Raw genomic sequence first — 21,568 nt, forward strand, 5'->3', positions numbered from 1 at the left:
AGAAGTCATCAATTTTAAAATTGGTGAAGTGCCTTAAATGCACACAGTTTAGTGTGCCGACTTAGCTCAGCTGGTAGAGCAACTGACTTGTAATCAGTAGGTCAACCGTTCGACTCGGTTAGTCGGCACCATTTGTTTATATAGCTAAGAAGAGTAACTAATTGTGATAAGTAACATATTAAAGTTATATGTTCGACTTAATTAGTTGACAGAAATATATTTAAAGCCTCGCATTTGCGAGGCTTTTTTTATTGTGTAATTCAATAATCTCCCCACTCTAAGACCGACTAAAGTCGAGAGAAAATATTTTTCATTGGCAATGTAATGTTATGTAAATTCAGTTGAGTTAAGTTATTTTTACTGCTTGAATTACAATCATAAATTTATGTCTTTCAGGTTCTTATATGGTTTCCTATAGTAAGCTGTGCTTCTTTATTTCAAGTACACTTTTACTGAGTGCGTGTAGTAGTGGGATCAACTCTCAGCAACGTGACCAAAATCTTGAAAATACACCTGCTAACTGGCAACAAATTGCTCAGACTCAAGTAGGTAAAGTTGAAGATAACTGGCTCCAGCAGATTAATAATCCACAAGTTACTGCATTAGTTGATAAGGCGTTAAAAAATAATCAACAGCTGTTACAACAAAGCTATAGTGTTGAAATAAAACGCCAAGAATTAGTTGCTACTGGTGCTGCACTTTGGCCTAGTCTGGATTTATCCGCTGATACAAGCCGAAGTAAAGATAACCGTCCTGTAAGTTACGGTAATGCAAGCTCTGTTGGTATAGAGTTGGGCTATGAAATTGATTTATGGGGCAAGTTATCCGATGCTGAGCGACAAGCTAATTTAGTGTATTTGGCTGAGCAAGCAAGTTTCGAGCAGGCTAAACAACAACTTGTTGCTGACGTGGTTAGTGCTTGGTTTGATGTCATTACCGCAAATAAATTACTTAAATTGTATCAACAGCGCGCCGAAATTGCTGAGCAAAACCTAGCAATAATAGAAGCCGGTTATCGTCAGGGCTTAAACGAAGCGTTAGACGTTTATCTTACGCGTAACGAACTTAATACTCAGCGCTCAAGTATTGCGGCTCAAAAGGCGGTACTTACCCAAGCAACGCGAACCTTAGAACGACTTGCAGGGGGCTACCCTGAAGGTGCATTAATAGTAAACGCCGATTTACCTTTGTTAGACAAATCGATCCCTTTAGGCCTTCCTTCTGAACTAGTGACCCGCAAACCAAGCTTAAAAGCAAGTTGGTATCAGCTATTAAGTACAGATGCAGGGCTTGCGTATGCCCACAAGCAACGATTTCCCAGTTTAAATCTCAGCGCAGAGTTAGGCGATAATACAGATAGAGTGAGCGACTTATTTTCACCTTCAAGTCTTGCTTGGTCATTGATTGGTAGGATATCAATGCCATTGATAGATGGTGGTCGCTTAGCTGCAAATGAAGAATCGGCACGCTTACTGGTTAAAAGCCAGGAACAAGCTTATTTAGAAAGTCTTTATGATGCCTTTAATGATGTTGAAACTGCAATAACACGAGAAGAGTCCTTAAAAGAACGTTATCAAGCTACACTTGAAGCACAAGCCAACGCCTTAGCCGCGGAGCAATTGTCGTTTGAGCAATATCAAAGTGGTTTAGTCACCTATACCACGGTACTGGATGCACAAGATCGTTCCTTCGATGCGCAAAGTTCAGTTATTGAAATAAAAAACCAATTAATAATAAACCGTATTAATTTACACATTGCCCTTGGTGGCGATTTTTCACAGCCACAAGATGCAGAGTCAACACTATGAATAATAAAACTAAAAAGATACTTATTCCGTGTGTAATCATAATTGCCACAGCATTGATTATATTTTTTATTAAACAAAATCCACCAGAGACGAGCCGTTTTGGTGGTGCCCCAAAAGCACAAATTAGTGTTGCTGTTAAAAAATTAGAGCCGGTTCTTTATCAAGTCATGATAGATAGCTTTGGTACTGTTAAGCCACGAACGCAAAGTGCGTTGGCATCCCAAGCGTCAGGACAAATTATTGAGGTAAGTGAACAATTTCGTGAGGGTGGTTTTTTTAAAAAAGGCGATGTGTTGTTACAGCTTGACGATAGAGACCATCGTGCAGAAGTAAAAGCAGCTCAAGCCGCGCTATTAACTGCTAAGCAAGGTTTGCAAGAAGAACAGGCCCGTGGTCGTCAAGCAATCGTTGACTGGGAACGCTTGGGTAATGGTGAGCAAGCCAGTAATTTAGTTTTGCGTGAACCACAGTTAGCTGCAGCGCAAGCTGAGGTATTATCAGCTCAAGCACTATTAGAAAAAGCAGAGTTAGACTTAGAGCGAACAAAAATTGTTGCCCCATACGCGGGCCGTGTTTTAAGCCGCAGTGTGGATTTAGGGCAAGTTGTTACTGACAATACCGAATTAGCGATTATCTATGCCGTTGATAGTGTTGAGATACGCCTACCAATTAAAAATAAAGATTTACCTTTTATGAATTTACCTGAGCAATATCGTGATGCAACAGCTGATAACAATGGCTCGTTAGTAGAGTTTAGCTCTGACTTAGTCGGTGAGCAAAAATGGTTAGGTAAAATAATAAGAACAGAAGGCGCTATTGATGAAGGTGCTCAGCAGCTTTATGTTGTTGCACAAATTAACGACCCATACAAAGCGACAGATACAAATCAGTACCCAATTAAAATTGGTCAATATATTAAAGCTAAAATTACAGCAAAGCGTGTAGAAAACGCTTTAATAATCCCTAACAGTGCTATTTACCAAGGTACCTATGTATATATTGTGGAACAAGGGATCCTTAAACGTAAGAATGTAAAACTGGCATGGCAAAATGCAGCACAAGGGATTGTTGCCGAAGGTTTAGCAGCCAATGATAAGCTAGTTCTAACACCACTTGGACAAGTAAGCTCTGGAACAAAAGTTAAAGTATTAGGTGAGTCAGACTCTGAAGCTGATAGACCTCCACGTAAAAAGCCTTCACGAGAACAACTTGAAGCAATGGCAAAAGAGCAGGGTATTACTGTAGAAGAGCTGATGAAAAAGCACCGTGAGAATAAAAAACCAAAGGGAGATAAGCAATGATTGCTTGGTTTACAAAAAACCATGTTGCAGCAAATTTATTGCTGATCAGCATTGTGCTTTCAGGGTTGTTTAGCTTGAGTACACAGATACCACTTGAAGTTTTTCCTTCATTTGAGGTAGACCGAATTAGTGTGAGTGTTTCTTTACCTGGTTCAACACCTGAAGATGTAGAGCAAGGTGTGAGCATTCGAATTGAAGAGGCGGTACAAGATCTTGAGGGCATAAAAGAGATTTCAAGTAGTTCTTCTGAAGGTGCAGCCTCGGTGATAATTGAAGTGGAAAGTGGCTACGACCCTAGAGAGCTGCTGGCTGATATAAAAAGCCGAGTCGATGCTATTAATACCTTTCCGGCTGATGCTGAAAACCCTGTAGTTGCTTTAGCCGAACGTACCCGTGAAGTAATCGCCGTTACTGTTGCCAGTGATTATGGTGAAAAAGAAACCCTAGAATATGCCGAGCATGTTCGTGATGATTTATTACGCTTAGATGATGTTACCCAAATTGAACTCAGTGGTGTACGTGATTACGAAATAGCCATTGAAGTGAGTCAGGATGTGTTGCGTCAATATAGCTTATCATTAAGTGATATCTCTAGTGCTATTGGAAAATCAAGCTCTGATATTTCGGCAGGTAACTTAAAAACGGATGGAGGCGATGTCCTTATTCGCTCTAAAGGGCAAGCGTACCGTAAAGATGAGTTTGCTCAAATAGTTGTTAAGCGCCAAAGTGACGGGACCATAATTCGCCTTGGCGATATTGCTAATATTAGCGATGATTTTGAAGAAACACCAGTACGTACTCGATTTAATGGTAAGCAAGCGGCTTTTTTAGATGTTTATCGTATTGGTCCGCAAAGTGCGATTACGGTAGCCGATAAAGTTAAAGAGTATATTCATGAGCAACAAGCAAGTTTACCTCAAGGATTTGAGCTTAGTTATTGGGATGACAATTCTGAAGTAGTAAAAAGCAGAATCGCAACACTGACCACCAATGCCATGCAGGGGGGAATTTTAGTTCTTGCTTTATTAACCCTGTTTTTAAGACCAGCCATCGCGTTTTGGGTATTTATAGGTATTCCTGTTTCATTTATGGGTGCGTTTTTAGCGATGCCATTATTTGGTGTTACGTTAAATATTATGAGCTTGTTTGGCTTTATTTTGGTACTGGGGATTGTGGTAGATGACGCCATTGTCACCGGGGAAAATGTTTACACGCATTTAAAGACCGCAGAGTCGGGTGAACAAGCCGCAATTCGTGGGACACAAGAAGTTGCGACTCCCGTTACATTTGGTGTTTTAACCACGGTTGCAGCATTTTTACCTTTAGCCTTTATAGAAGGTAACCGGGGGGCATTATTTGCACAAATTCCGGTGGTCGTTATTCCGGTACTGTTATTTTCGTTGATTGAATCAAAATTTGTATTACCGGCGCACTTAAAGTATATAAAACTACGTAATCAAAAAGCTGAGCCGTCAAAGCTTGAAAAATTCCAACAACGTTTTGCGGATGGTTTTGAGCACGCCATTTTAAAATATTATCAACCATTACTCAGTTTAGCTTTACGCCATAAAATGGCCACAGTAAGTTTATTTATTGGCATATTTTTAATTATTTTAACGATGATCACTAGTGGCTGGACTAAGTTTATTTTCTTCCCGCGTATCCCAAGTGAAACAATACGGGTGAGTTTAACCTTACCAACGGGAACGCCTTTTGAGGTAACCAATAAGTATGTAATTGATATGGCCGAAAAAGCCCGTGTTTTAGAGGAAAAGTACCGTGATCCCGATACAGGTGAAAGCATAATAGAAAATATTTTAGCCAGTACCGGTGGCCGTGGTGGAGTATCAAACTCGGGGAGTATCCGGGTTGAAATTACCCCTGCTGAAGAGCGCGATACAGATATTGGCTCGCGAGAGCTTTCTAGCGAGTTACGTGATTTGATTGGGGTCATTCCTGGTGCTGAAAGCTTAACTTTTAGAGCTGAAATTGGCCGCAGTTCAGACCCAATAGATGTACGATTGTCGGCCAGTTCTATTTCGACATTACAAGAGGTCGCAGAGCATGTTAAGGCCCGTTTAACGACTTATCCTACTGTATTTGATATCGCTGATAGTATGTCTGATGGTAAAGAAGAGTTGCAAATAGAGCTGACTGAGCAAGGTTTAGCACTTGGCTTGAACCGAGTTGATGTTACTCAGCAAGTTCGTAGCTCTTTTTATGGTTCACAGGCGCAGCGTATTCAACGTGGACGAGATGATGTACGAGTAATGGTGCGCTTACCTATTGAAGAGCGTCGTTCGGTGGCTGATCTTAAAGATATTTTAATTAATACGCCAGATGGCGGGGTTGTGCCATTATCGCACATTGCCACGCTAGTTCCCGGACAGAGTCCGTCTACTATTAAGCGTATTGATAGGTTTCGTACTTTAAATGTCACGGCAGATATCGAAAAAGCAAACACCAACATGACAATACTCCAAGCGGACTTAGGTGCTTATTTAGATGAGTTAGTTCAGCAGTATCCTGGGGTCACTTATTCATTAGAAGGTGAAGCTCGAGAGCAAAGAGAGTCGTTTGGTTCATTAGCGTGGGCGTTGTTATTTGTATTTTTTATTATTTATGCTCTTTTAGCCATTCCACTTAAGTCATACTTACAACCAATTATTGTTATGAGTGTTATCCCATTTGGCATGATTGGTGCGGTAATGGGGCATTGGGTGATGGGGATGGAGTTAACTATAATGAGCTTACTCGGGATGCTAGCATTAATAGGTGTGGTGGTTAATGACTCACTTGTACTGGTTGATTTTATAAATAAAAAGCGCAGTGAAGGTGCAGATTTACTTGAAGCGGTAAAAGCTGCGGGCGCATCTCGTTTCCGCCCTGTTATGTTAACCAGTATCACCACGTTTATTGGCTTGATGCCGTTACTATTTGAAAAAGCCACACAAGCTCAGTTCTTAATTCCTATGGCTGTAAGCTTAGGCTTTGGTATTATTTTCGCTACATTTATTACTTTATTATTAATCCCGGTTAATTATCTACTAGTAGAAAAGATATATGGGCAGGGCAAATAAACTTTTCTTAAATGGCAATAAACCCAAGTGAAATTTATCTTACTTGGGTTTATTGCCATTTAATTTTAGGTGCTAAATATTTATGAAAACAACGACAACACACACCAATCAAAAATCGCTTTATATATTAAAAGTAGCATTTGCTTGGCTGTTACTTAGTAGCTCATCAGTGTTTGCTAACATGAGCCCAGTTGGGCTTTGGAAAACGATTGATGAAGAAACTAGCGAAGCTAAGTCATATGTTCGAATAATAGAGCAAGACGGAAAATTGTTTGGAACCATTGAAAAGATTCTTAACCCTGATAAACAAAGTGCTGTATGCAGTGAGTGTGAAGGTGCAAAAAAAGATAAAGCCATTTTAGGTATGACCATTATTAATGGTGTTGTTGATAATGGCGATGGTCATTGGCAAGATGGGGAAATTCTAGATCCTAACAACGGCAAAACTTACACCGTGCGCTTAACACCACAAAACGAGGGAAGTACCTTAGAAGTACGTGGATATATTGTGTTTTTTTATCGCAACCAATATTGGCAACGCATTGAATAGCTAACTAGCATTAGGCGCTATTAAAAGCGCCTAATGGCTTAATTACAAGCTATCACTGTATTCAGTCATGACTTGTTCAACCCATGTTGCAATACGCTCATCACTCAACTCATATTGACTATCTTCATCAAGTGCTAGGCCAACGAAATGTTGGGAGTCGGCAGTTAATGCTTTTGAGGCTTCAAACTCATAACTTGAATCATTAGGCCATAAACCTAATAAAGTAAATTGCTGATCTTTTATTTCATCATGCAAAATGCCTAAAGCATCTTGAAACCATTGACCGTATCCTTGTTGGTCGCCCATGCCAAAAAGCGCAATTGTTTTGCCATTTAAGTTTACGTCTTTAATATCATCCCAAATAGATTCCCAATCTTCTTGGAGTTCACCAAAGTCCCAAGTAGAGATGCCAAAGATAATAAAATCGAACTGCTCTGCATTTTTTAATGGCTCATCTTTGATATTATGAAGGCTCACAACATCAGAGCCAATAATATCGCGGATTTTTTCTGCCGCTATTTCTGTATAACAAGTGGTAGAACCATAAAATAAACCAATCTGCATCGTATTTATCACTGTGTATTTGCCTGATATGATAGGCTTAAGTTTACCGTAAGGTATTATTAATTGATACCTTGAAAAAGATGAGAGTGCCAGTGGCAACGTTACCCCAAGACCTAGATGAACCTGCGCAGATTATACATGTGAGCAATGAACAATATTTAGAAAGTTTTTTAGATAACCTGTATTTAGAGCAACATGTTAGTGATAACACACTATCAGCATACCGTAGTGATTTAGATAAATTCAGTCAGTTTATTAAAAAAGATTTACTCAGTGCCAAAGCGCAAGATATACAAAGCTACCTAGCTTACCGGGTTGATCTAGGCCTAAAGCCGCGCAGTACTGCACGAAGTATGAGCGCTTTAAAGCGCTTTTATCAGTATTTTATTCGTCAGAAGCAACTAATAGACTCGCCGATGATTAATATTGCTCAGCCAAAAGCAGGACAGTCTTTACCTAAAACACTCTCAGAGAGTGAGGTCGAGGCATTATTAAATGCTCCCAATACACAAGAGCCTATGGGACTGCGCGACAAAGCGATGTTAGAGCTTCTTTATGCCACAGGTTTGCGTGTCAGTGAGCTTGTAGGGCTTAGGATGGAACAAATAAACCTGCGCCAAGGTGTGGTATTTGTTAAAGGTAAAGGTAATAAAGAGCGTTTGGTCCCCCTTGGCGAAGAGTCTATGCATTGGCTTGAACTGTTTTTAAAAACCGGCCGCGCAGAAATGATAAAGCATGCAACAGATTTTGTGTTTCCCTCTAAGCGGGGCGTCGGTATGACCCGACAAACCTTTTGGCATCGTATTAAACACTATGCTATTTTGGCACAAGTGGAATCGCCTTTATCGCCGCATACATTGCGTCATGCGTTTGCAACACATTTACTTAATCATGGTGCTGACCTTCGAGTCGTACAGATGATGTTAGGGCATAGCGACTTATCGACCACACAAATTTATACCCATGTGGCTAATGAACGATTAAAATCAGTACATCAGCAACATCATCCGCGCGCTTAAAGAATTTTTCTGACTTGAGCGGTCTCAGTAGTTAAAAAATAGCAGGATATAAGAGAAATTTATGAAAAAGTTAGTGTTAGCCGGTGCTATGTTAGGTACCAGTTTAAGTGTGTTTGCCAATGGTATTAATGCAGCTTCTGATATAAGTGAGGCAATTAGTACCAAATTTGCAGAGTTGGGTGTAACTGTAAAGCAAGTTAATCCAAGTCCAGTGGCGGGGTTGAAAGAATTGATCACCGATAAAGGCGTGCTTTATGCAAGCCCAGATGGCCAATACTTAATGCAAGGCACATTGATTGATTTGAATAATCGTAACAACCTTACTGAACAAGCATTAAATGGTGTGCGTCAAGAAGGCCTAGCTGATTACGAAGATTCAATGATTGTGTATAAAGCTAAAAACGAAAAACACAGTATCACCGTATTTACAGATATTAGTTGCGGTTACTGCCGAAAATTACACCGTGAATTAGACGATTTACTTGATGCGGGCGTTACCGTTAAGTATTTGGCTTTTCCTCGAGGTGGATTACAAGGTTCGGGTTATGCTGATTTAATGAATGTGTGGTGTGCTAAAGATCAGCAAGAAGCGCTTACTGAAGCCAAGTCAGGTGCTGATACTAAAGTCATTGCAGGTTGTCATGCGCCGGTGGCTGAACATTATCAGCTAGGGCAGAGTTTTGGAATTAGTGGCACTCCCGCGATTATTTTAGAAGATGGCACTATGATCCCAGGATACCAACCGGCTGCAGCATTAGTTGCTGCGCTTGAAGCTAATAAACCTTCATAACTTTATAAAGCGTATAAAAAGGCCGCAAGGCCTTTTTTTGTTTTTAATAACTTAAAAGTACATTACCCCAGCATGGAAAAATTGATTCAAGCTCGTCCATACGTTGATGATTCTCACTTACCTGAGTATTTACATCCGGTTATAAAACAGATTTATGCTACTCGCCAAGTAAACCATGCTGATGAGCTGGATAATAGCGCCGCCACCTTACATGACTTTAAGCTTTTTAAAGATATGGATAAAGCAACAACGTTATTATTAGCAGCATTACAATCACAAAGTAATATATTGATTGTTGGAGACTTTGATGCAGATGGTGCAACCAGCACCGCAACATTGATGCAAGGTCTGAGTATGTTTGGCTTTACTCATATAGATTATCTGATCCCGGACAGGTTTAGTTTAGGGTATGGTTTAAGCCCTGCATTAGCTAAGCAAATTGTTACTATAGCGCCTGATTTAGTGATCACCGTTGATAACGGCATTTCGTGCGTTGCGGGTATTGATATTGTAAAATCCGCGGGTATTAAAGTGTTGGTTACCGATCATCACTTACAAGGCGAGCAACTGCCAAACGCAGATGCCATAGTAAATCCAAACCGGTATGACTGCGCGTTTCCATCAAAATCAATTGCGGGGGTCGGGGTCGCATTTTATTTATTAATCGCTCTTCGAAGTGCACTGCGTGATTTAGGTTACTTTAGTGAAAAACCAGCCCCGAATTTAGCTGAACTGCTTGATATAGTTGCTCTTGGTACTGTGGCTGATGTAGTGGCGCTGGATGCTAATAATCGTACATTAGTACACCAAGGCTTAGCTCGAATTCGAAGTGGTAAAACCCGCCCTGGCATAACAGCGTTAATTGAGGTAGCTAACCGTAATGCATCGCGATTAAGTGCCAGTGATTTTGGCTTTTCATTAGCGCCACGGTTAAATGCAGCGGGGCGGCTAGACGACATGAGTTTAGGTATAGCCTGTTTACTGGCAACAGATATAAACCAAGCAAGGCGCATTGCAGGAGAGCTTGATAGCCTAAATGTTGAGCGCCGTGCAATAGAGCAGGGTATGCAAACAGAGGCGCAAGCGGTACTTGACCGTTTAGCATTTTCAGCTGACTCTTTGCCCGATGCAGTTTGCTTATATCAAGATGATTGGCATCAAGGTGTTATTGGTATTTTAGCTGGACGTTTAAAAGAAAAATACCATCGGCCCACGGTTATTTTTGCAGGTGGTGATAACGGTGAAGTTAAAGGCTCATGTCGTTCAATTGAAGGGTTACACATGCGCGACTTACTTGAGCGATTAAATACGGTACATCCGCATTTAATTAGTAAATTTGGTGGCCACGCTATGGCCGCAGGGTTGAGCATTAATGAGCAACACTTTAGTGAGTTTAAGCGTGAATTTGAACGCGCTGTAAGCGAGCAATTGAGTGAAGAACATAAGCTATGTATTTTGCTCAGCGATGGTGAACTTCCCAATGATTGCTTTAGCATGGAGTTTGCTAATTTACTCAAACAAGCTGGCCCGTGGGGACAGCAATTTCCAGAGCCGGTGTTTGAACATACTTTTGAAGTTATTCAGCAGCGTATTGTAGGTGAAAAGCATTTAAAACTGATTCTTAAGCATCAGTCTGGACGTCTAGTTGATGCCATTGCATTTGGCGTTGATATAAAAGCGTGGCCAGATATCGAAGTGCGCTTTGCGCATGTGGCTTATCAGCTCGATATAAATGAATTTAGAGGGAAGTTTACGTTGCAGCTAATTGTACGTGAACTGCAAAAGAGCTCTTAAAAATATCACTGTTGAGTGTATAAAATACTAATAAAGCGCGCGGTTTTTTGTTAAAATCGGGCATTTTATTATCTAAAGGTAATATTTAAAGATAATAAAGTTATTATTAAAGAAATTTATTGGGTACTTACCGAATAAATAAACGAATAAATAGGCTATTTTGGAGTAACGTAGATGTTTGAAGTGAATCCTGTGATTAATCAAATCAAGGAAATTCGCGAACGTACTGAGCTACTTCGGGGGTACCTTTGACTACGCTCATAAACAAGAGCGCTTAGAAGAAGTTAACGCCGAACTAGAAGATTCAGCCGTATGGAGTGAGCCAGAACGCGCACAAGCTCTTGGCCGTGAAAAATCCGCATTAGAGGCAGTTGTAGAAACAATCGATAATCTTGTTGCAGGTACTGATGACGTTGAAGGTTTACTTGAGCTTGCTATAGAAGCAGAAGATATCGATACCTTTAATGAGACTCAAAGTGAGCTAAGTGATTTAAACGAACAACTTGAAGGCTTAGAGTTTCGCCGAATGTTCTCAGGACCTCATGACTCAAACGATGCTTATCTTGATTTACAATCAGGTTCCGGCGGTACAGAAGCACAAGACTGGTGTAACATGCTGCTACGTATGTATTTACGCTGGGGTGAAGCAAAAGGCCTTAAAGTTGAGCTGGTAGAAGCAACCGATGGTGATGTTGCAGGTATTAAAGGGGCAACAGTGCGCTTTATTGGTGAATACGCTTACGGCTGGTTGCGTACCGAAACGGGTGTGCATCGTTTAGTACGAAAAAGCCCGTTTGACTCAAGTGGTCGTCGCCATACTTCTTTTGCTTCTGCATTCGTTTATCCTGAAGTTGATGATAATATTGAAATTGACATAAACCCGTCAGATTTACGCATCGACGTATACCGTGCATCAGGCGCGGGTGGCCAGCACGTAAATACCACCGAGTCAGCGGTTCGTATTACTCATGTGCCCACCAATACTGTGGTGCAGTGTCAGAACGAGCGTTCACAGCATAAAAATAAAGCCCAAGCGATGAAGCAGCTAAAAGCAAAATTATTTGAGCTTGAGGTACAGCAGCAAAATGCTGAGAAGCAAACCCAAGAAGATGCCAAGTCTGACATCGGTTGGGGGAGTCAAATTCGTTCTTACGTACTTGATGATGCACGCGTTAAAGACTTACGCACCGGCGTTGAAAACCGCAATACCCAATCGGTACTTGACGGTAACTTAGATAAATTTATTGAAGCCAGCTTAAAATCTGGTCTCTAACCACCAAGCTAAAAAAGAGCTAAAAATGACTGATCAAATCCAAGACGAAAACAAGTTAATCGCTGAGCGTCGTGGCAAATTAGACGCAATCCGCGAAAATTGCCCAGCCAACGGTCATCCAAACCAATTCCGTCGTGAACATTTTACGACTGACTTGCAAGCTGAGTTTGGTGATAAGAGCAAAGAAGAACTAGTGGAACTTCAGCATGTTGTATCAATTGCTGGACGTATTCTTGCTAAGCGTGGTCCTTTTATGGCAATTCAAGACATGAAAGGTCGCGTACAAGCTTATGCATCTAAAGATGTGCAAAAAGACTTGAAAGCAAAATATGGTCAACTAGATATTGGCGATATTATTGGTGTAAAAGGCGCACTTAATAAATCAGGTAAAGGTGATTTATACGTAGAGATGACTGAGTATGAACTACTTACTAAGTCACTACGGCCATTACCAGAGAAGTTTCATGGCTTATCTGATCAAGAAACTAAGTACCGCCAACGCTACGTTGATTTGATAACTAACGAAGCAACGCGCGAAACATTCCGTATTCGTTCACAAGTGGTTGAAGGCATTCGTCGCTTTTTATCTGAGCGTGACTTTATGGAAGTAGAAACGCCAATGCTACAAGTGATCCCAGGTGGCGCAACGGCGCGCCCGTTTGTGACTCACCATAACGCACTTGATATTGACATGTACCTACGTATAGCGCCTGAGCTTTACTTAAAGCGTTTAGTGGTAGGTGGCTTTGACCGCGTATTTGAAATTAACCGTAACTTCCGCAATGAAGGGTTATCAACGCGTCACAACCCAGAATTCACTATGATTGAGTTCTACCAAGCATACGCTGATTACATTGACCTGATGAATATCACCGAAGACATGCTACGTACTGTTGCAACTAACGTATTGGGCAGCCCAATTGTTGTTAATACAACAAAAGACGAAAATGGCGAAGTAATTGATTCAGTAGAGTACGACTTTGGCCAACCGTTTACACGTTTAAGTATGGCTGACGCTATCTTAAAATATAACCCTGAATTTGACGCGGCCGTATTCAACGACCCAGAAAATCACTTTGACGAATTAAAAGCGTATGCTAAACAAGTGCACGTTAAGATTCCTGAAAATTGTGTATGGGGCCCAGGTAAGTTCTTATGTGAAATATTTGAAGAGACGGCTGAGCACATGCTTATCCAACCTACATTTATAACAGGCTACCCGTGGGAAGTGTCGCCACTTGCACGTCGTAACGATGACAACCCATTTATTACTGACCGTTTTGAGTTTTTTGTTGGTGGTCGTGAACTTGCTAATGGCTTCTCTGAGCTTAACGATGCACAAGATCAAGCTGAGCGCTTTACTCGCCAAGTAGAAGAGAAAGACGCAGGTGATATTGAGGCAATGCATTACGACGAAGACTATATACGCGCACTTGAGTACGGCTTACCTCCTACTGCGGGTGAAGGTATTGGTATTGACCGCCTAGTAATGCTATTTACTGATTCACCAACAATTAAAGATGTGATCTTGTTCCCGCATATGCGTCCACAAGCTGACTAATACTACTTTTTATACAATAATTAAACGCCGCTTTATAGCGGCGTTTTTATATCTAAATTATCTTAACTCAATACGGGGGCTGTTATTTGATACTGCTATCTCAGTCTTTAGAGTTTTTATCAAATGAAGGTATAACTGAGCAAGAGCGTCAAGCTTATTACCGAGCTTGTATAGTTGAGTTTCAACAACTGGGTTATCAAGATCAATAATTAGCTCAGTGTGATGAGCATTTAGTGTCGATACTCGGTATGGAACAATCACTAAAAAAGCAGGAATTTGTGTGATTGCTGTACATGAATGATGTTTTTTTAGCTGTAATGTGTATTCTGTAACCAGACAAACACTTTTAACAACAAAAGTGTTTGACATATTTTCTGAAATCTTTATTATACGCCCCACAAGACGGAGAGGTGGCCGAGTGGCCGAAGGCGCTCCCCTGCTAAGGGAGTATAGGGTTTGTAGCTCTATCGAGGGTTCGAATCCCTCCTTCTCCGCCATTTATTTTATAAATGGTTGTCTTGTAAAGTAAAGAATGGGCGCATAGCTCAGCTGGATAGAGTACCTGGCTACGAACCAGGCGGTCGGAGGTTCGAATCCTCCTGCGCCCACCATCCTTTACAAACTCGTTTAGAGTATAAATAAGAAATAAAAAGTGGGCGCATAGCTCAGCTGGATAGAGTACCTGGCTACGAACCAGGCGGTCGGAGGTTCGAATCCTCCTGCGCCCACCACTTTTGACTCCTTCTTAGAGTATAAATAAGTAAAGCGAGTTATTTATAGTAGAATGTCTGTTAAGACATTAAAATTAAATAGAATGTGGGCGCATAGCTCAGCTGGATAGAGTACCTGGCTACGAACCAGGCGGTCGGAGGTTCGAATCCTCCTGCGCCCACCACTTTCTATTTAAAGTAACCGACATTAAGTCGGTTTTTTTATGCCTAAAATTTATTAACGTCTATTTTTTAAGAGCTGGCTGTAGCCACGAAAATCCATTACTTGCCACTAAGGTAATATAACCAAAGCGGATTTCCTCGGTCAAGATTGCGCTAAATGTCTCGAATGGCAGTATGGTAAGTAGCACTTTGCTGAGTAAATTACACCCAGCGAGACACGTCAGCGTTGAAACGATAACCTATTGATTAAAATCCTACGCTTAAACCAAATAGTAAACCACTAATAAAAAATAAACTGTTTGTGCTATGGCGTGAATTACCAGGTAGCTTTATTCGTTAAATCGAAAAGGTGAGAGCAACCAAAACAGAAATATAAGTTTGAGATAGTCGATGACTAAACTCCTGAGCCGTATATTTATACGAGGGGTATAAACATACGGCTCAGGATTATTTTGATTCAAGTCTTTATAAAATCATAGTTAGAAAAGTAAGCTTAAGTTGAGTCTAATAGTACGTGGCTCGATAGGGTGAAAATGATTATCTTCAACGCCTTCGCTTGGCTCACCCGTTAAACGAGATGCATAATAGTAGTCAATATCGTGATCGTTACTATCAAACATGTTTAACAACTCTAAACCGACCTTCCAGTGTGTTTGTTGATAGCTAACTAAGCCATTTACTACCGTTAAGGGCTCTGAGCGTTGCTCGCCATCATCAGTCAGTGTGCGTTTACCTATGTGGCGTACGCGTAATGAACTTTGCCATTGCTCGGTGATATGCCAATTTACGCCGGTACTTGCAACTACGGGCACGGCACCTTCTATACGGTCGTTTTCATCTGTGATATCTAATCGTGAATGGGTAAATGAGGCCTCAGCATCTAGGCTTAGCGTGTCACTTAGCCAATAGTAAGCGCTTAGCTCAAGACCGTAACGTTCTGATGCGTCACTCGCTTCGGTGTTACCAGCATCACCTACAAACAGTAACTCCGAGTCCAATGTGAGCCACCATAAGGCCGCAGATATATTAAATTTATTTTGGTCAAAGTAGCGTAAGCCTAATTCAGCGCCATTACTTTGTACTAGTAAGTCAACTTTTTCAGCCACATCTAAACTGACAGGATCTTGCGTAATGGTTGCGCCGCGTGCGTCATTCGAGTGGAACGACTGACCCCAGTTAGCGTAAGCGGCTAAGTTATCTGTAAAGGTGTAATTTAAGCTACCTTTAAAGCTGACTAAGTCATCATCGGCGTTGCCGGAGTTAAGTGTATTATTACTATTAACATCGGCATCAAAATAATCGTAACGTACGCCGACGGTTGCCTCTAAGCGTTCACTGAGTGTGAGTTGAGATTGCCAAAAAGCAGAATAACTGGTTTCAACGATAGCGTCTTCTCTTACCGTACTTAGTAGCATGCGCGCTTGTGTATTATATAAGCCAACTTGATCAATATCGTCTCGGCGAATTTCTACACCGGCAGTATTTTGCACTGGCACAATCCACTGCTGCTGGGCAAACTGATAGCTCAGTTCACCGCCTGAAATAGTTCGACTGTCGCGTTGTCTAAATTGGTCGCCATTAACGGGATCATTTAAAAAATAAGAAAAATTAGAGTATAAGTCCATGTCATAATCAATAACATAGGCACTGGCTTTTACGTGTTGGCCTTGCCAGTTTGCAGATAGACTATAACGGCTAGAGCTACCGCCGACGGTTTTATCTAATGAACCAAGTTCAGTAATAATATCTTGATCTACAGCTCTTTGTGGAATTTGATCGGCCGAATTCCAGCTATTGTCATAAGCAAGAGCTGTAATTGATAAGTCACCACCAAGGGCACTACCTACATAACGTAACATGGCATTTTTTTTATCTACATCTTCGTTTATATCTTGCCAAGGTCCATCGTAACCATGCCACTCAGCGGCACCAATCAACTTACCTTCACCAACGCTTGCACTGCCGAGCATTACAGCACGGCGGTAACCATCTTCACCAACAGCTAAATTAACTTGCTGATGAGTAAGGCTGTCTATTAAGTGGAATTCGGCACTACCCGCTGTTGAAAAATCCCCTTGGTTGGCATCATACGCGCCTTTTTGGTAGTTAATTGTGGAGATTGCTTCGGGAATGATGAAGTTTAAATCTGTGTAGCCTTGACCGTGTCCATGGCCATGGCTGCGCATATTGATTGGCATACCATCAATACTGGTAGCAAAGTCAGTGCCGTGATCAAGGTTAAAACCGCGAATAAAATATTGGTTCGCCTTACCTGAACCACTGTGTTGAGTTACGGCCATACCGGGTATCAGCTCTAACATCTCAGAGCTACGTAACATCGGACGCTCTTCAATTTCACCTTGGCCGATAATACCGCTTGATGCACTGATGGCATCACCTATCAAACCAGTTCGATGACCATATACGGTCACCTTTTCTATATTGGCCAATGCTGCGCTGGAGCTGAATAAGCACCCCGATATTATTAAGAAACTTCGCATTATCACATCCTTATATTAATATTATTAATTTTACATAGATAGCATAATTGTTAATACGAGTCATTGAGTGATTTAGATGCAAAAAATTTGCTCTATATGTAGAATGTGTTATTTTAAATAAAATATTCCAAGATTTAAAAGGGCGAGGAATTTTAATTGTGTTGTCATTATAAACTAAATTTATCTCCGTACTTGCAGTATTAAGCAGTGTGTTACTAGGAAGTAGTTGTTAAAGTGTAGATACTGAAAAAGTAGAAGATAAATAGTTGAAGTCACAAACTTTTATAAGCAAGTGATGTTGGCAGCTCCTGTGTTATCCAGTAATGTGAATAATTTATCACTTGCAGATCACCAAGTAGCTAATAATAAAGTTGTTGGGAAGTATAAAACAGCGAGTGAAGTTGATTATAGTCGGCTTAAATTGGCAGCAGCGTATAGGTGCTTACTGGTAACATTGTGATATTCCGATAGGTAAAGTGTGTTAACAGGCACAATGCTAATTGCTGGCTTGGTTTCTAGCATTAATAGTTATGAAGTATTTGGCCGAGCGGATGGTAACTCTAATGCTATTGTCAGTTATTTTCTAAATGAAGTAGGGCGTAAGTATTTAACTGGGTTATTCTAAGGTGACAGATTAAAGCAGTTAGCGAGTCATCAACGTGAGTCGCTTACAGGTCATCTATACTTGCACGCCAGTGATATTGATGTACTGTTTAATGGCACTGACCATACGGATAATCATCAAGAGGGTGGCATGATGCAAGGGACAGCCAGATGAACACTAATGCACTAGCAAAGGCCCTTGCGCTAAATGATATGCGCTTTGAAAAGCAAGTGCTTGATTCGTTGACTGACGGTAAGCGGCGCGTATGGCAAAAAATAGGTTGGGGGCCAAGTGAAAACTCGCTCTAAAACAAAGATGGTAATACGGGCACTATTTATTTACCAAATATCCAAGGTGGACACGAGTTTACACCGGCGGTGCAAATACAGTACCGAGCCACTGAGCAAAACTTGTCGGCTGCGGGTATGCTAATGCAGGCTAACTTCAACAAGCATTTACTAAATTAAATTGTTAGTACGACTTAACTAGCAAGAACTGATAAGCAACAAACAACAAGCATTAAAATTAACGAGGAACTCTTTTATGCGATATTCTTTTATTGCCCTCTCTATTTCATTAGCAAGTATGGTCTGCGCTTCTACAAATGTGAGCGCCGGACAGTGGCAGTCTGATGTTATTGGTGTTCAGCAATCTCAACTTAATAGTGAACACTGGTTAACCGAAAAAGTAAGTGCTAAGGCAATTATGAGCCAAGCGCAAATTAGTGGTTTTAATGAAAAGCTAATTAGTGACAACAAACATATTGTTGATCCGCTTGACTATGTTACGTCATTATCGGGCGCTAAATTAAAAGAGAAAATTTTTAGTATAAGTTCAGTGCCAAAAAGTACTCGTTTTTACCCTAACGGCAAACAATTAACAGACAAAGACTTTGCTAAATATACTGCAAACCTTAATGTAGACGAGGTCGCTGATAACAACCCAGTTAAATTTGCTGTTGCCGTTAAACGCACCGAACTGCGTACTTTTCCAACAATGGATCGCGTGCTCAATAGTGGTCTTGATGAAGATTTAGATCGCTTTCAAGAAAGTGGTTTATTCCCAGGCGATACCATGGCGGTGTTACACCAAAGCGCAGATAAAAAATGGCTATTAGTTCGCGCTTATAATTACTTAGCTTGGGTGCCTGAACAAGACGTTGCTTATAGCGATAAAGCCACCATCAAAGATTTTAAAGAAGACGATAACTTCTTACTGGTCACTGGTGCAAAAGTCTATACTGCTTATGTACCCGATGATAAAACAGTATCGCAAGTGCAACTTGATATGGGAGTACGTTTACCGTTAATGCCCGCAGATAAAGTGCCAAACTTATTAAATGGTCAAAATACCTATGCTAACTACGTGGTGCAATTACCTACCCGTAACGCTAAAGGGCAGCTTGAGATAAAACCAGCGCTCATTAGTCGCAGCAGCGATGTAAGTAAAGGATACCTGCCTTATACTCAAGAAAACTTAGTTAAGCAAGGCTTTAAGTTTTTAGGTGAGCGTTATGGTTGGGGGCACGATTACAACGGTCGTGACTGTACTGGTTTTGTAGGCGAAGTTTATAAAAGTTTTGGTTTATTAATGCCGCGTAATTCAGGCCAGCAGGGAGGCGGTGAATATGGTATAAACCATCGTTTTGACAAGCAAAGCACCGAGCAGCAAAAGCGTGAAGTGATAGATACCATGCAAGTGGGTGACTTAATTTATATCCCCGGCCACGTAATGATGTATTTAGGTGAGCAAGACGGTCAGCCTTACGTTATCCATGATGTAAAAGGACTTGGCTACAATAAAGCCGATGGTAGCTTTTATTCAAGCTCGCTAAACGGAGTGTCTGTAACGCCGTTGTTGCCACTGCGTCTATCGCAAAAAACGAGCTACCTCGACCGTACTTACAACATTAAACGTATTCGCTAAGGCCTGATTATGAAAATTACTGCAGTTCGCTTTGCTAAATTAAAAGTGCCATTAGTAACGCCTTTCAAAACAGCGTTACGTGAAGTAAGTTTTATTGAAGACTTAGTCGTTATTATAGAAACTGACCACGGTGAAGTTGGCTATGGCTCTGCGGCATCAACGCCGGTGATCACCGGCGATACGCACCAAGGTATGATTGGGGTTATTAAGCAATTTATTGCGCCTAAGCTGCTAGGTATGGAAGTAGAGAACCTTAGTCAATTATGCCAAATTATCCAGTCAACCGTAGTAGGTAACACGAGTGCTAAAGCGGCTCTTGAACTGGCAGTTTATGACTTATGGGGCAAACTTTATAATGCGCCACTTTATAAGTTACTAGGTGGCGGCGCGAAAAATTTACGCACCGACATTACTATTAGTGTCGATAATATTGATAAAATGCTCGCAGACTGTCAACTTGCAGTTGAGCAAGGTTTTGACATTCTTAAAGTGAAAATCGGCAATAATTTACAGCAAGATATTGAGCGAGTAGCAAAAATTTACCAAGGCTTTGGTAATAAAACGCAAATACGCCTTGATGTTAATCAAGGCTGGCAAGCAAAAGAAACGGTATTTGCCTTACAGCAACTTGAAAATCAAAATGTGCAGCTTGAGCTTGTTGAGCAACCTGTGAAAAGTGATGATTTTAAAGGCTTAAAGTATATTACTGAACGAGTAAATACGCCAATTATGGCTGATGAGAGTGCTTTTTCGCCTAATCAAGTTATTCAGCTGTTAGAACAAAATGCGGTTGATATTATTAATATTAAAGTGATGAAAACAGGCGGTTTAAGTCGCGCTATAGAAATTGCGAATATAACCGCACAGTATCAAGCTGATTGTATGATTGGCTGCATGCTTGAAGGTAGTATTGCTGTTGCGGGTGCCGCGCATTTAGCTTCAGCAAAAGCACAGCAAATTAATAAAATAGATTTAGACGGTCCAGCCCTTGGCAAGTACGATCCAGTACAAGGTGGCGTGGTATTTAATGGCCCAGATATCACCTTAAGTGATGCCCCTGGGCTTGGTATAAGCCATATTGATGGTTTAATCGCAATTGACGATGGAGTATGGCCTTTATGAAAAAGACGCTTGCAATAATCACGACCTTTGCGGTTGTAGGTTGTAGTGCTACAAATGATGACATATCAGCTAAAACAGCTGTTATTGATAATAGCCATAAACAGTTAGTGGTGGTGGTCGCAAAAGACAACGAAGCCATTGACGGCACGTTGTATCGTTTTGAACTTAAGAATAATAGCTGGCAACAGCTTGGAGATGCACACCAAGTAGTACTTGGACGCACGGGGTTAGCGTGGGGTATTGGTTTACATCCTAAGCAAATAGGCCAGCAAAAACAAGAAGGCGACGGTAAAGCGCCAGCGGGTATTTTTGAGCTTGGTACAGCCTTTGGTTATTTAGACTCATTACAAACTAACATGACTTACCAAGGTATGAGCGCCGATGACTATTGTATTGATGTTCAAGGCTCGCCATTTTATAACCAATTAGTTGATAAATCAGTCGTTGGTGAAAAAGCCGTAGAAGGTTCGTCTGAATGGATGCGCCGTGATATTTATAGCCAAGACAATCTTTATAAGAAAGGTATTGTGGTTAAGCACAATAGCGAAAATATAAATGGCGCCGGCAGTTGTATTTTTATGCACTTATGGCGTGCTGAATCTAAGCCAACCGCTGGTTGCACTGCAATGGATGAGAAAAATATGGACGCACTACTAGCTTGGTTAGATGAAGCTAAAAAACCGTTATTAGTTAGCCTAACGAAAAGTCAATATCAGCAAAAACAAACCACTTGGCAGCTACCTAGACTTTAGGTAGCGCCTTATTAATATAACTGTTTTAAA

At 40.9% G+C, this 21,568-nt stretch carries 17 protein-coding genes and 5 tRNA genes; 19 read left to right on the forward strand and 3 right to left on the reverse strand.

Annotation, left to right across the window (positions count from 1 at the left end; all coding sequences use genetic code 11):
* The first annotated feature begins 55 nt into the window (after nucleotides 1-55).
* The 5 genes from ACT3RM_RS07690 to ACT3RM_RS07710 all read left to right on the forward strand — a co-directional run bounded on the left by ACT3RM_RS07690 (nucleotide 56) and on the right by ACT3RM_RS07710 (nucleotide 6,739).
* Nucleotides 56-131 (forward strand) — tRNA-Thr (locus ACT3RM_RS07690).
* 273 nt (nucleotides 132-404) lie between these two features.
* Nucleotides 405-1,808, forward strand: coding sequence for a TolC family protein (locus tag ACT3RM_RS07695; protein WP_441835621.1), 1,404 nt, complete (start codon nucleotides 405-407; stop codon nucleotides 1,806-1,808).
* Nucleotides 1,805-3,109 carry an efflux RND transporter periplasmic adaptor subunit gene (locus ACT3RM_RS07700; RefSeq protein WP_441835620.1) on the forward strand — a complete coding sequence of 435 codons (1,305 nt, stop codon included), beginning with the start codon at nucleotides 1,805-1,807 and terminating at the stop codon, nucleotides 3,107-3,109. The genes ACT3RM_RS07695 and ACT3RM_RS07700 overlap by 4 nt, the downstream gene beginning before the upstream one ends.
* Entirely contained in the window at nucleotides 3,106-6,189 is a 3,084-nt protein-coding gene (locus ACT3RM_RS07705) for an efflux RND transporter permease subunit (RefSeq protein WP_441835619.1), read from the forward strand. Before ACT3RM_RS07700 ends, ACT3RM_RS07705 begins: the two co-directional genes overlap by 4 nt.
* Before the next feature lie 82 nt (nucleotides 6,190-6,271).
* A complete protein-coding gene (locus tag ACT3RM_RS07710; RefSeq protein WP_441835618.1) occupies nucleotides 6,272-6,739 on the forward strand; it encodes a DUF2147 domain-containing protein in 468 nt (155 codons plus the stop codon).
* Nucleotides 6,740-6,781: 42 nt separating this feature from the next.
* On the opposite strand, the gene fldB is transcribed toward ACT3RM_RS07710, so the two are convergent.
* Nucleotides 6,782-7,303, reverse strand: coding sequence for a flavodoxin FldB (gene fldB, locus ACT3RM_RS07715; protein WP_441835622.1), 522 nt, complete (start codon nucleotides 7,301-7,303; stop codon nucleotides 6,782-6,784).
* A gap of 92 nt (nucleotides 7,304-7,395) precedes the next feature.
* On the opposite strand from fldB, the gene xerD reads away from it, so the two are divergent.
* The 5 genes from xerD (at nucleotide 7,396) to lysS (ending at nucleotide 13,740) form a co-directional block, all read left to right on the forward strand.
* Entirely contained in the window at nucleotides 7,396-8,322 is a 927-nt protein-coding gene (gene xerD, locus ACT3RM_RS07720; RefSeq protein ID WP_441835617.1) for a site-specific tyrosine recombinase XerD, read from the forward strand.
* A gap of 61 nt (nucleotides 8,323-8,383) precedes the next feature.
* On the forward strand, nucleotides 8,384-9,112 hold the full coding sequence (dsbC, locus tag ACT3RM_RS07725; protein ID WP_441835616.1) for a bifunctional protein-disulfide isomerase/oxidoreductase DsbC: 729 nt from the start codon (nucleotides 8,384-8,386) through the stop codon (nucleotides 9,110-9,112).
* Between the two features lie 72 nt (nucleotides 9,113-9,184).
* Nucleotides 9,185-10,906, forward strand: coding sequence for a single-stranded-DNA-specific exonuclease RecJ (gene recJ / locus ACT3RM_RS07730; protein WP_441835615.1), 1,722 nt, complete (start codon nucleotides 9,185-9,187; stop codon nucleotides 10,904-10,906).
* Nucleotides 10,907-11,080: 174 nt separating this feature from the next.
* Nucleotides 11,081-12,179 (forward strand): peptide chain release factor 2 gene (gene prfB / locus ACT3RM_RS07735; RefSeq protein WP_441835614.1). Its coding sequence is split into 2 segments (ribosomal slippage): nucleotides 11,081-11,155 and nucleotides 11,157-12,179, totalling 1,098 coding nucleotides; the frame shifts between segments, so codons are not numbered across the junction.
* Nucleotides 12,180-12,204: 25 nt separating this feature from the next.
* A complete protein-coding gene (gene lysS / locus ACT3RM_RS07740) occupies nucleotides 12,205-13,740 on the forward strand; it encodes a lysine--tRNA ligase (protein ID WP_441835613.1) in 1,536 nt (511 codons plus the stop codon).
* A gap of 57 nt (nucleotides 13,741-13,797) precedes the next feature.
* Here the strand turns inward: lysS and ACT3RM_RS07745 are convergent, their stop codons facing one another.
* Nucleotides 13,798-14,109, reverse strand: a complete 312-nt coding sequence (locus tag ACT3RM_RS07745; protein WP_441835623.1) for a hypothetical protein — start codon at nucleotides 14,107-14,109, stop codon at nucleotides 13,798-13,800.
* A gap of 35 nt (nucleotides 14,110-14,144) precedes the next feature.
* On the opposite strand from ACT3RM_RS07745, the gene ACT3RM_RS07750 reads away from it, so the two are divergent.
* The 4 genes from ACT3RM_RS07750 to ACT3RM_RS07765 all read left to right on the forward strand — a co-directional run bounded on the left by ACT3RM_RS07750 (nucleotide 14,145) and on the right by ACT3RM_RS07765 (nucleotide 14,635).
* Nucleotides 14,145-14,237: transfer RNA gene (locus tag ACT3RM_RS07750), tRNA-Ser, on the forward strand.
* Nucleotides 14,238-14,274: 37 nt separating this feature from the next.
* Nucleotides 14,275-14,351: transfer RNA gene (locus ACT3RM_RS07755), tRNA-Arg, on the forward strand.
* Between the two features lie 43 nt (nucleotides 14,352-14,394).
* Nucleotides 14,395-14,471: transfer RNA gene (locus ACT3RM_RS07760), tRNA-Arg, on the forward strand.
* 87 nt (nucleotides 14,472-14,558) lie between these two features.
* Nucleotides 14,559-14,635 (forward strand) — tRNA-Arg (locus ACT3RM_RS07765).
* Between the two features lie 477 nt (nucleotides 14,636-15,112).
* On the opposite strand, the gene ACT3RM_RS07770 is transcribed toward ACT3RM_RS07765, so the two are convergent.
* Nucleotides 15,113-17,134, reverse strand: coding sequence for a TonB-dependent receptor (locus tag ACT3RM_RS07770; protein WP_441834828.1), 2,022 nt, complete (start codon nucleotides 17,132-17,134; stop codon nucleotides 15,113-15,115).
* A gap of 478 nt (nucleotides 17,135-17,612) precedes the next feature.
* Between ACT3RM_RS07770 and ACT3RM_RS07775 the strand changes: the two genes are divergently transcribed.
* The 5 genes from ACT3RM_RS07775 to ACT3RM_RS07795 all read left to right on the forward strand — a co-directional run bounded on the left by ACT3RM_RS07775 (nucleotide 17,613) and on the right by ACT3RM_RS07795 (nucleotide 21,538).
* Nucleotides 17,613-17,759: a hypothetical protein gene (locus ACT3RM_RS07775; protein ID WP_441834829.1), complete on the forward strand. Its 147-nt coding sequence runs from the start codon at nucleotides 17,613-17,615 to the stop codon at nucleotides 17,757-17,759.
* Between the two features lie 149 nt (nucleotides 17,760-17,908).
* On the forward strand, nucleotides 17,909-18,046 hold the full coding sequence (locus ACT3RM_RS07780; protein WP_441834830.1) for a hypothetical protein: 138 nt from the start codon (nucleotides 17,909-17,911) through the stop codon (nucleotides 18,044-18,046).
* A 235-nt stretch (nucleotides 18,047-18,281) separates the two neighbouring features.
* Nucleotides 18,282-19,664: an NlpC/P60 family protein gene (locus ACT3RM_RS07785; RefSeq protein ID WP_441834831.1), complete on the forward strand. Its 1,383-nt coding sequence runs from the start codon at nucleotides 18,282-18,284 to the stop codon at nucleotides 19,662-19,664.
* 9 nt (nucleotides 19,665-19,673) lie between these two features.
* Nucleotides 19,674-20,786: a dipeptide epimerase gene (locus tag ACT3RM_RS07790; RefSeq protein ID WP_441834832.1), complete on the forward strand. Its 1,113-nt coding sequence runs from the start codon at nucleotides 19,674-19,676 to the stop codon at nucleotides 20,784-20,786.
* Complete coding sequence (locus tag ACT3RM_RS07795) at nucleotides 20,783-21,538, forward strand: L,D-transpeptidase family protein (protein ID WP_441834833.1); 756 nt, start codon at nucleotides 20,783-20,785, stop codon at nucleotides 21,536-21,538. Before ACT3RM_RS07790 ends, ACT3RM_RS07795 begins: the two co-directional genes overlap by 4 nt.
* Nucleotides 21,539-21,568: the final 30 nt, after the last annotated feature.

Source organism: Pseudoalteromonas sp. AOP7-A1-14 (genome assembly GCF_052376275.1).
Classification (GTDB): Bacteria; Pseudomonadota; Gammaproteobacteria; order Enterobacterales; family Alteromonadaceae; genus Pseudoalteromonas.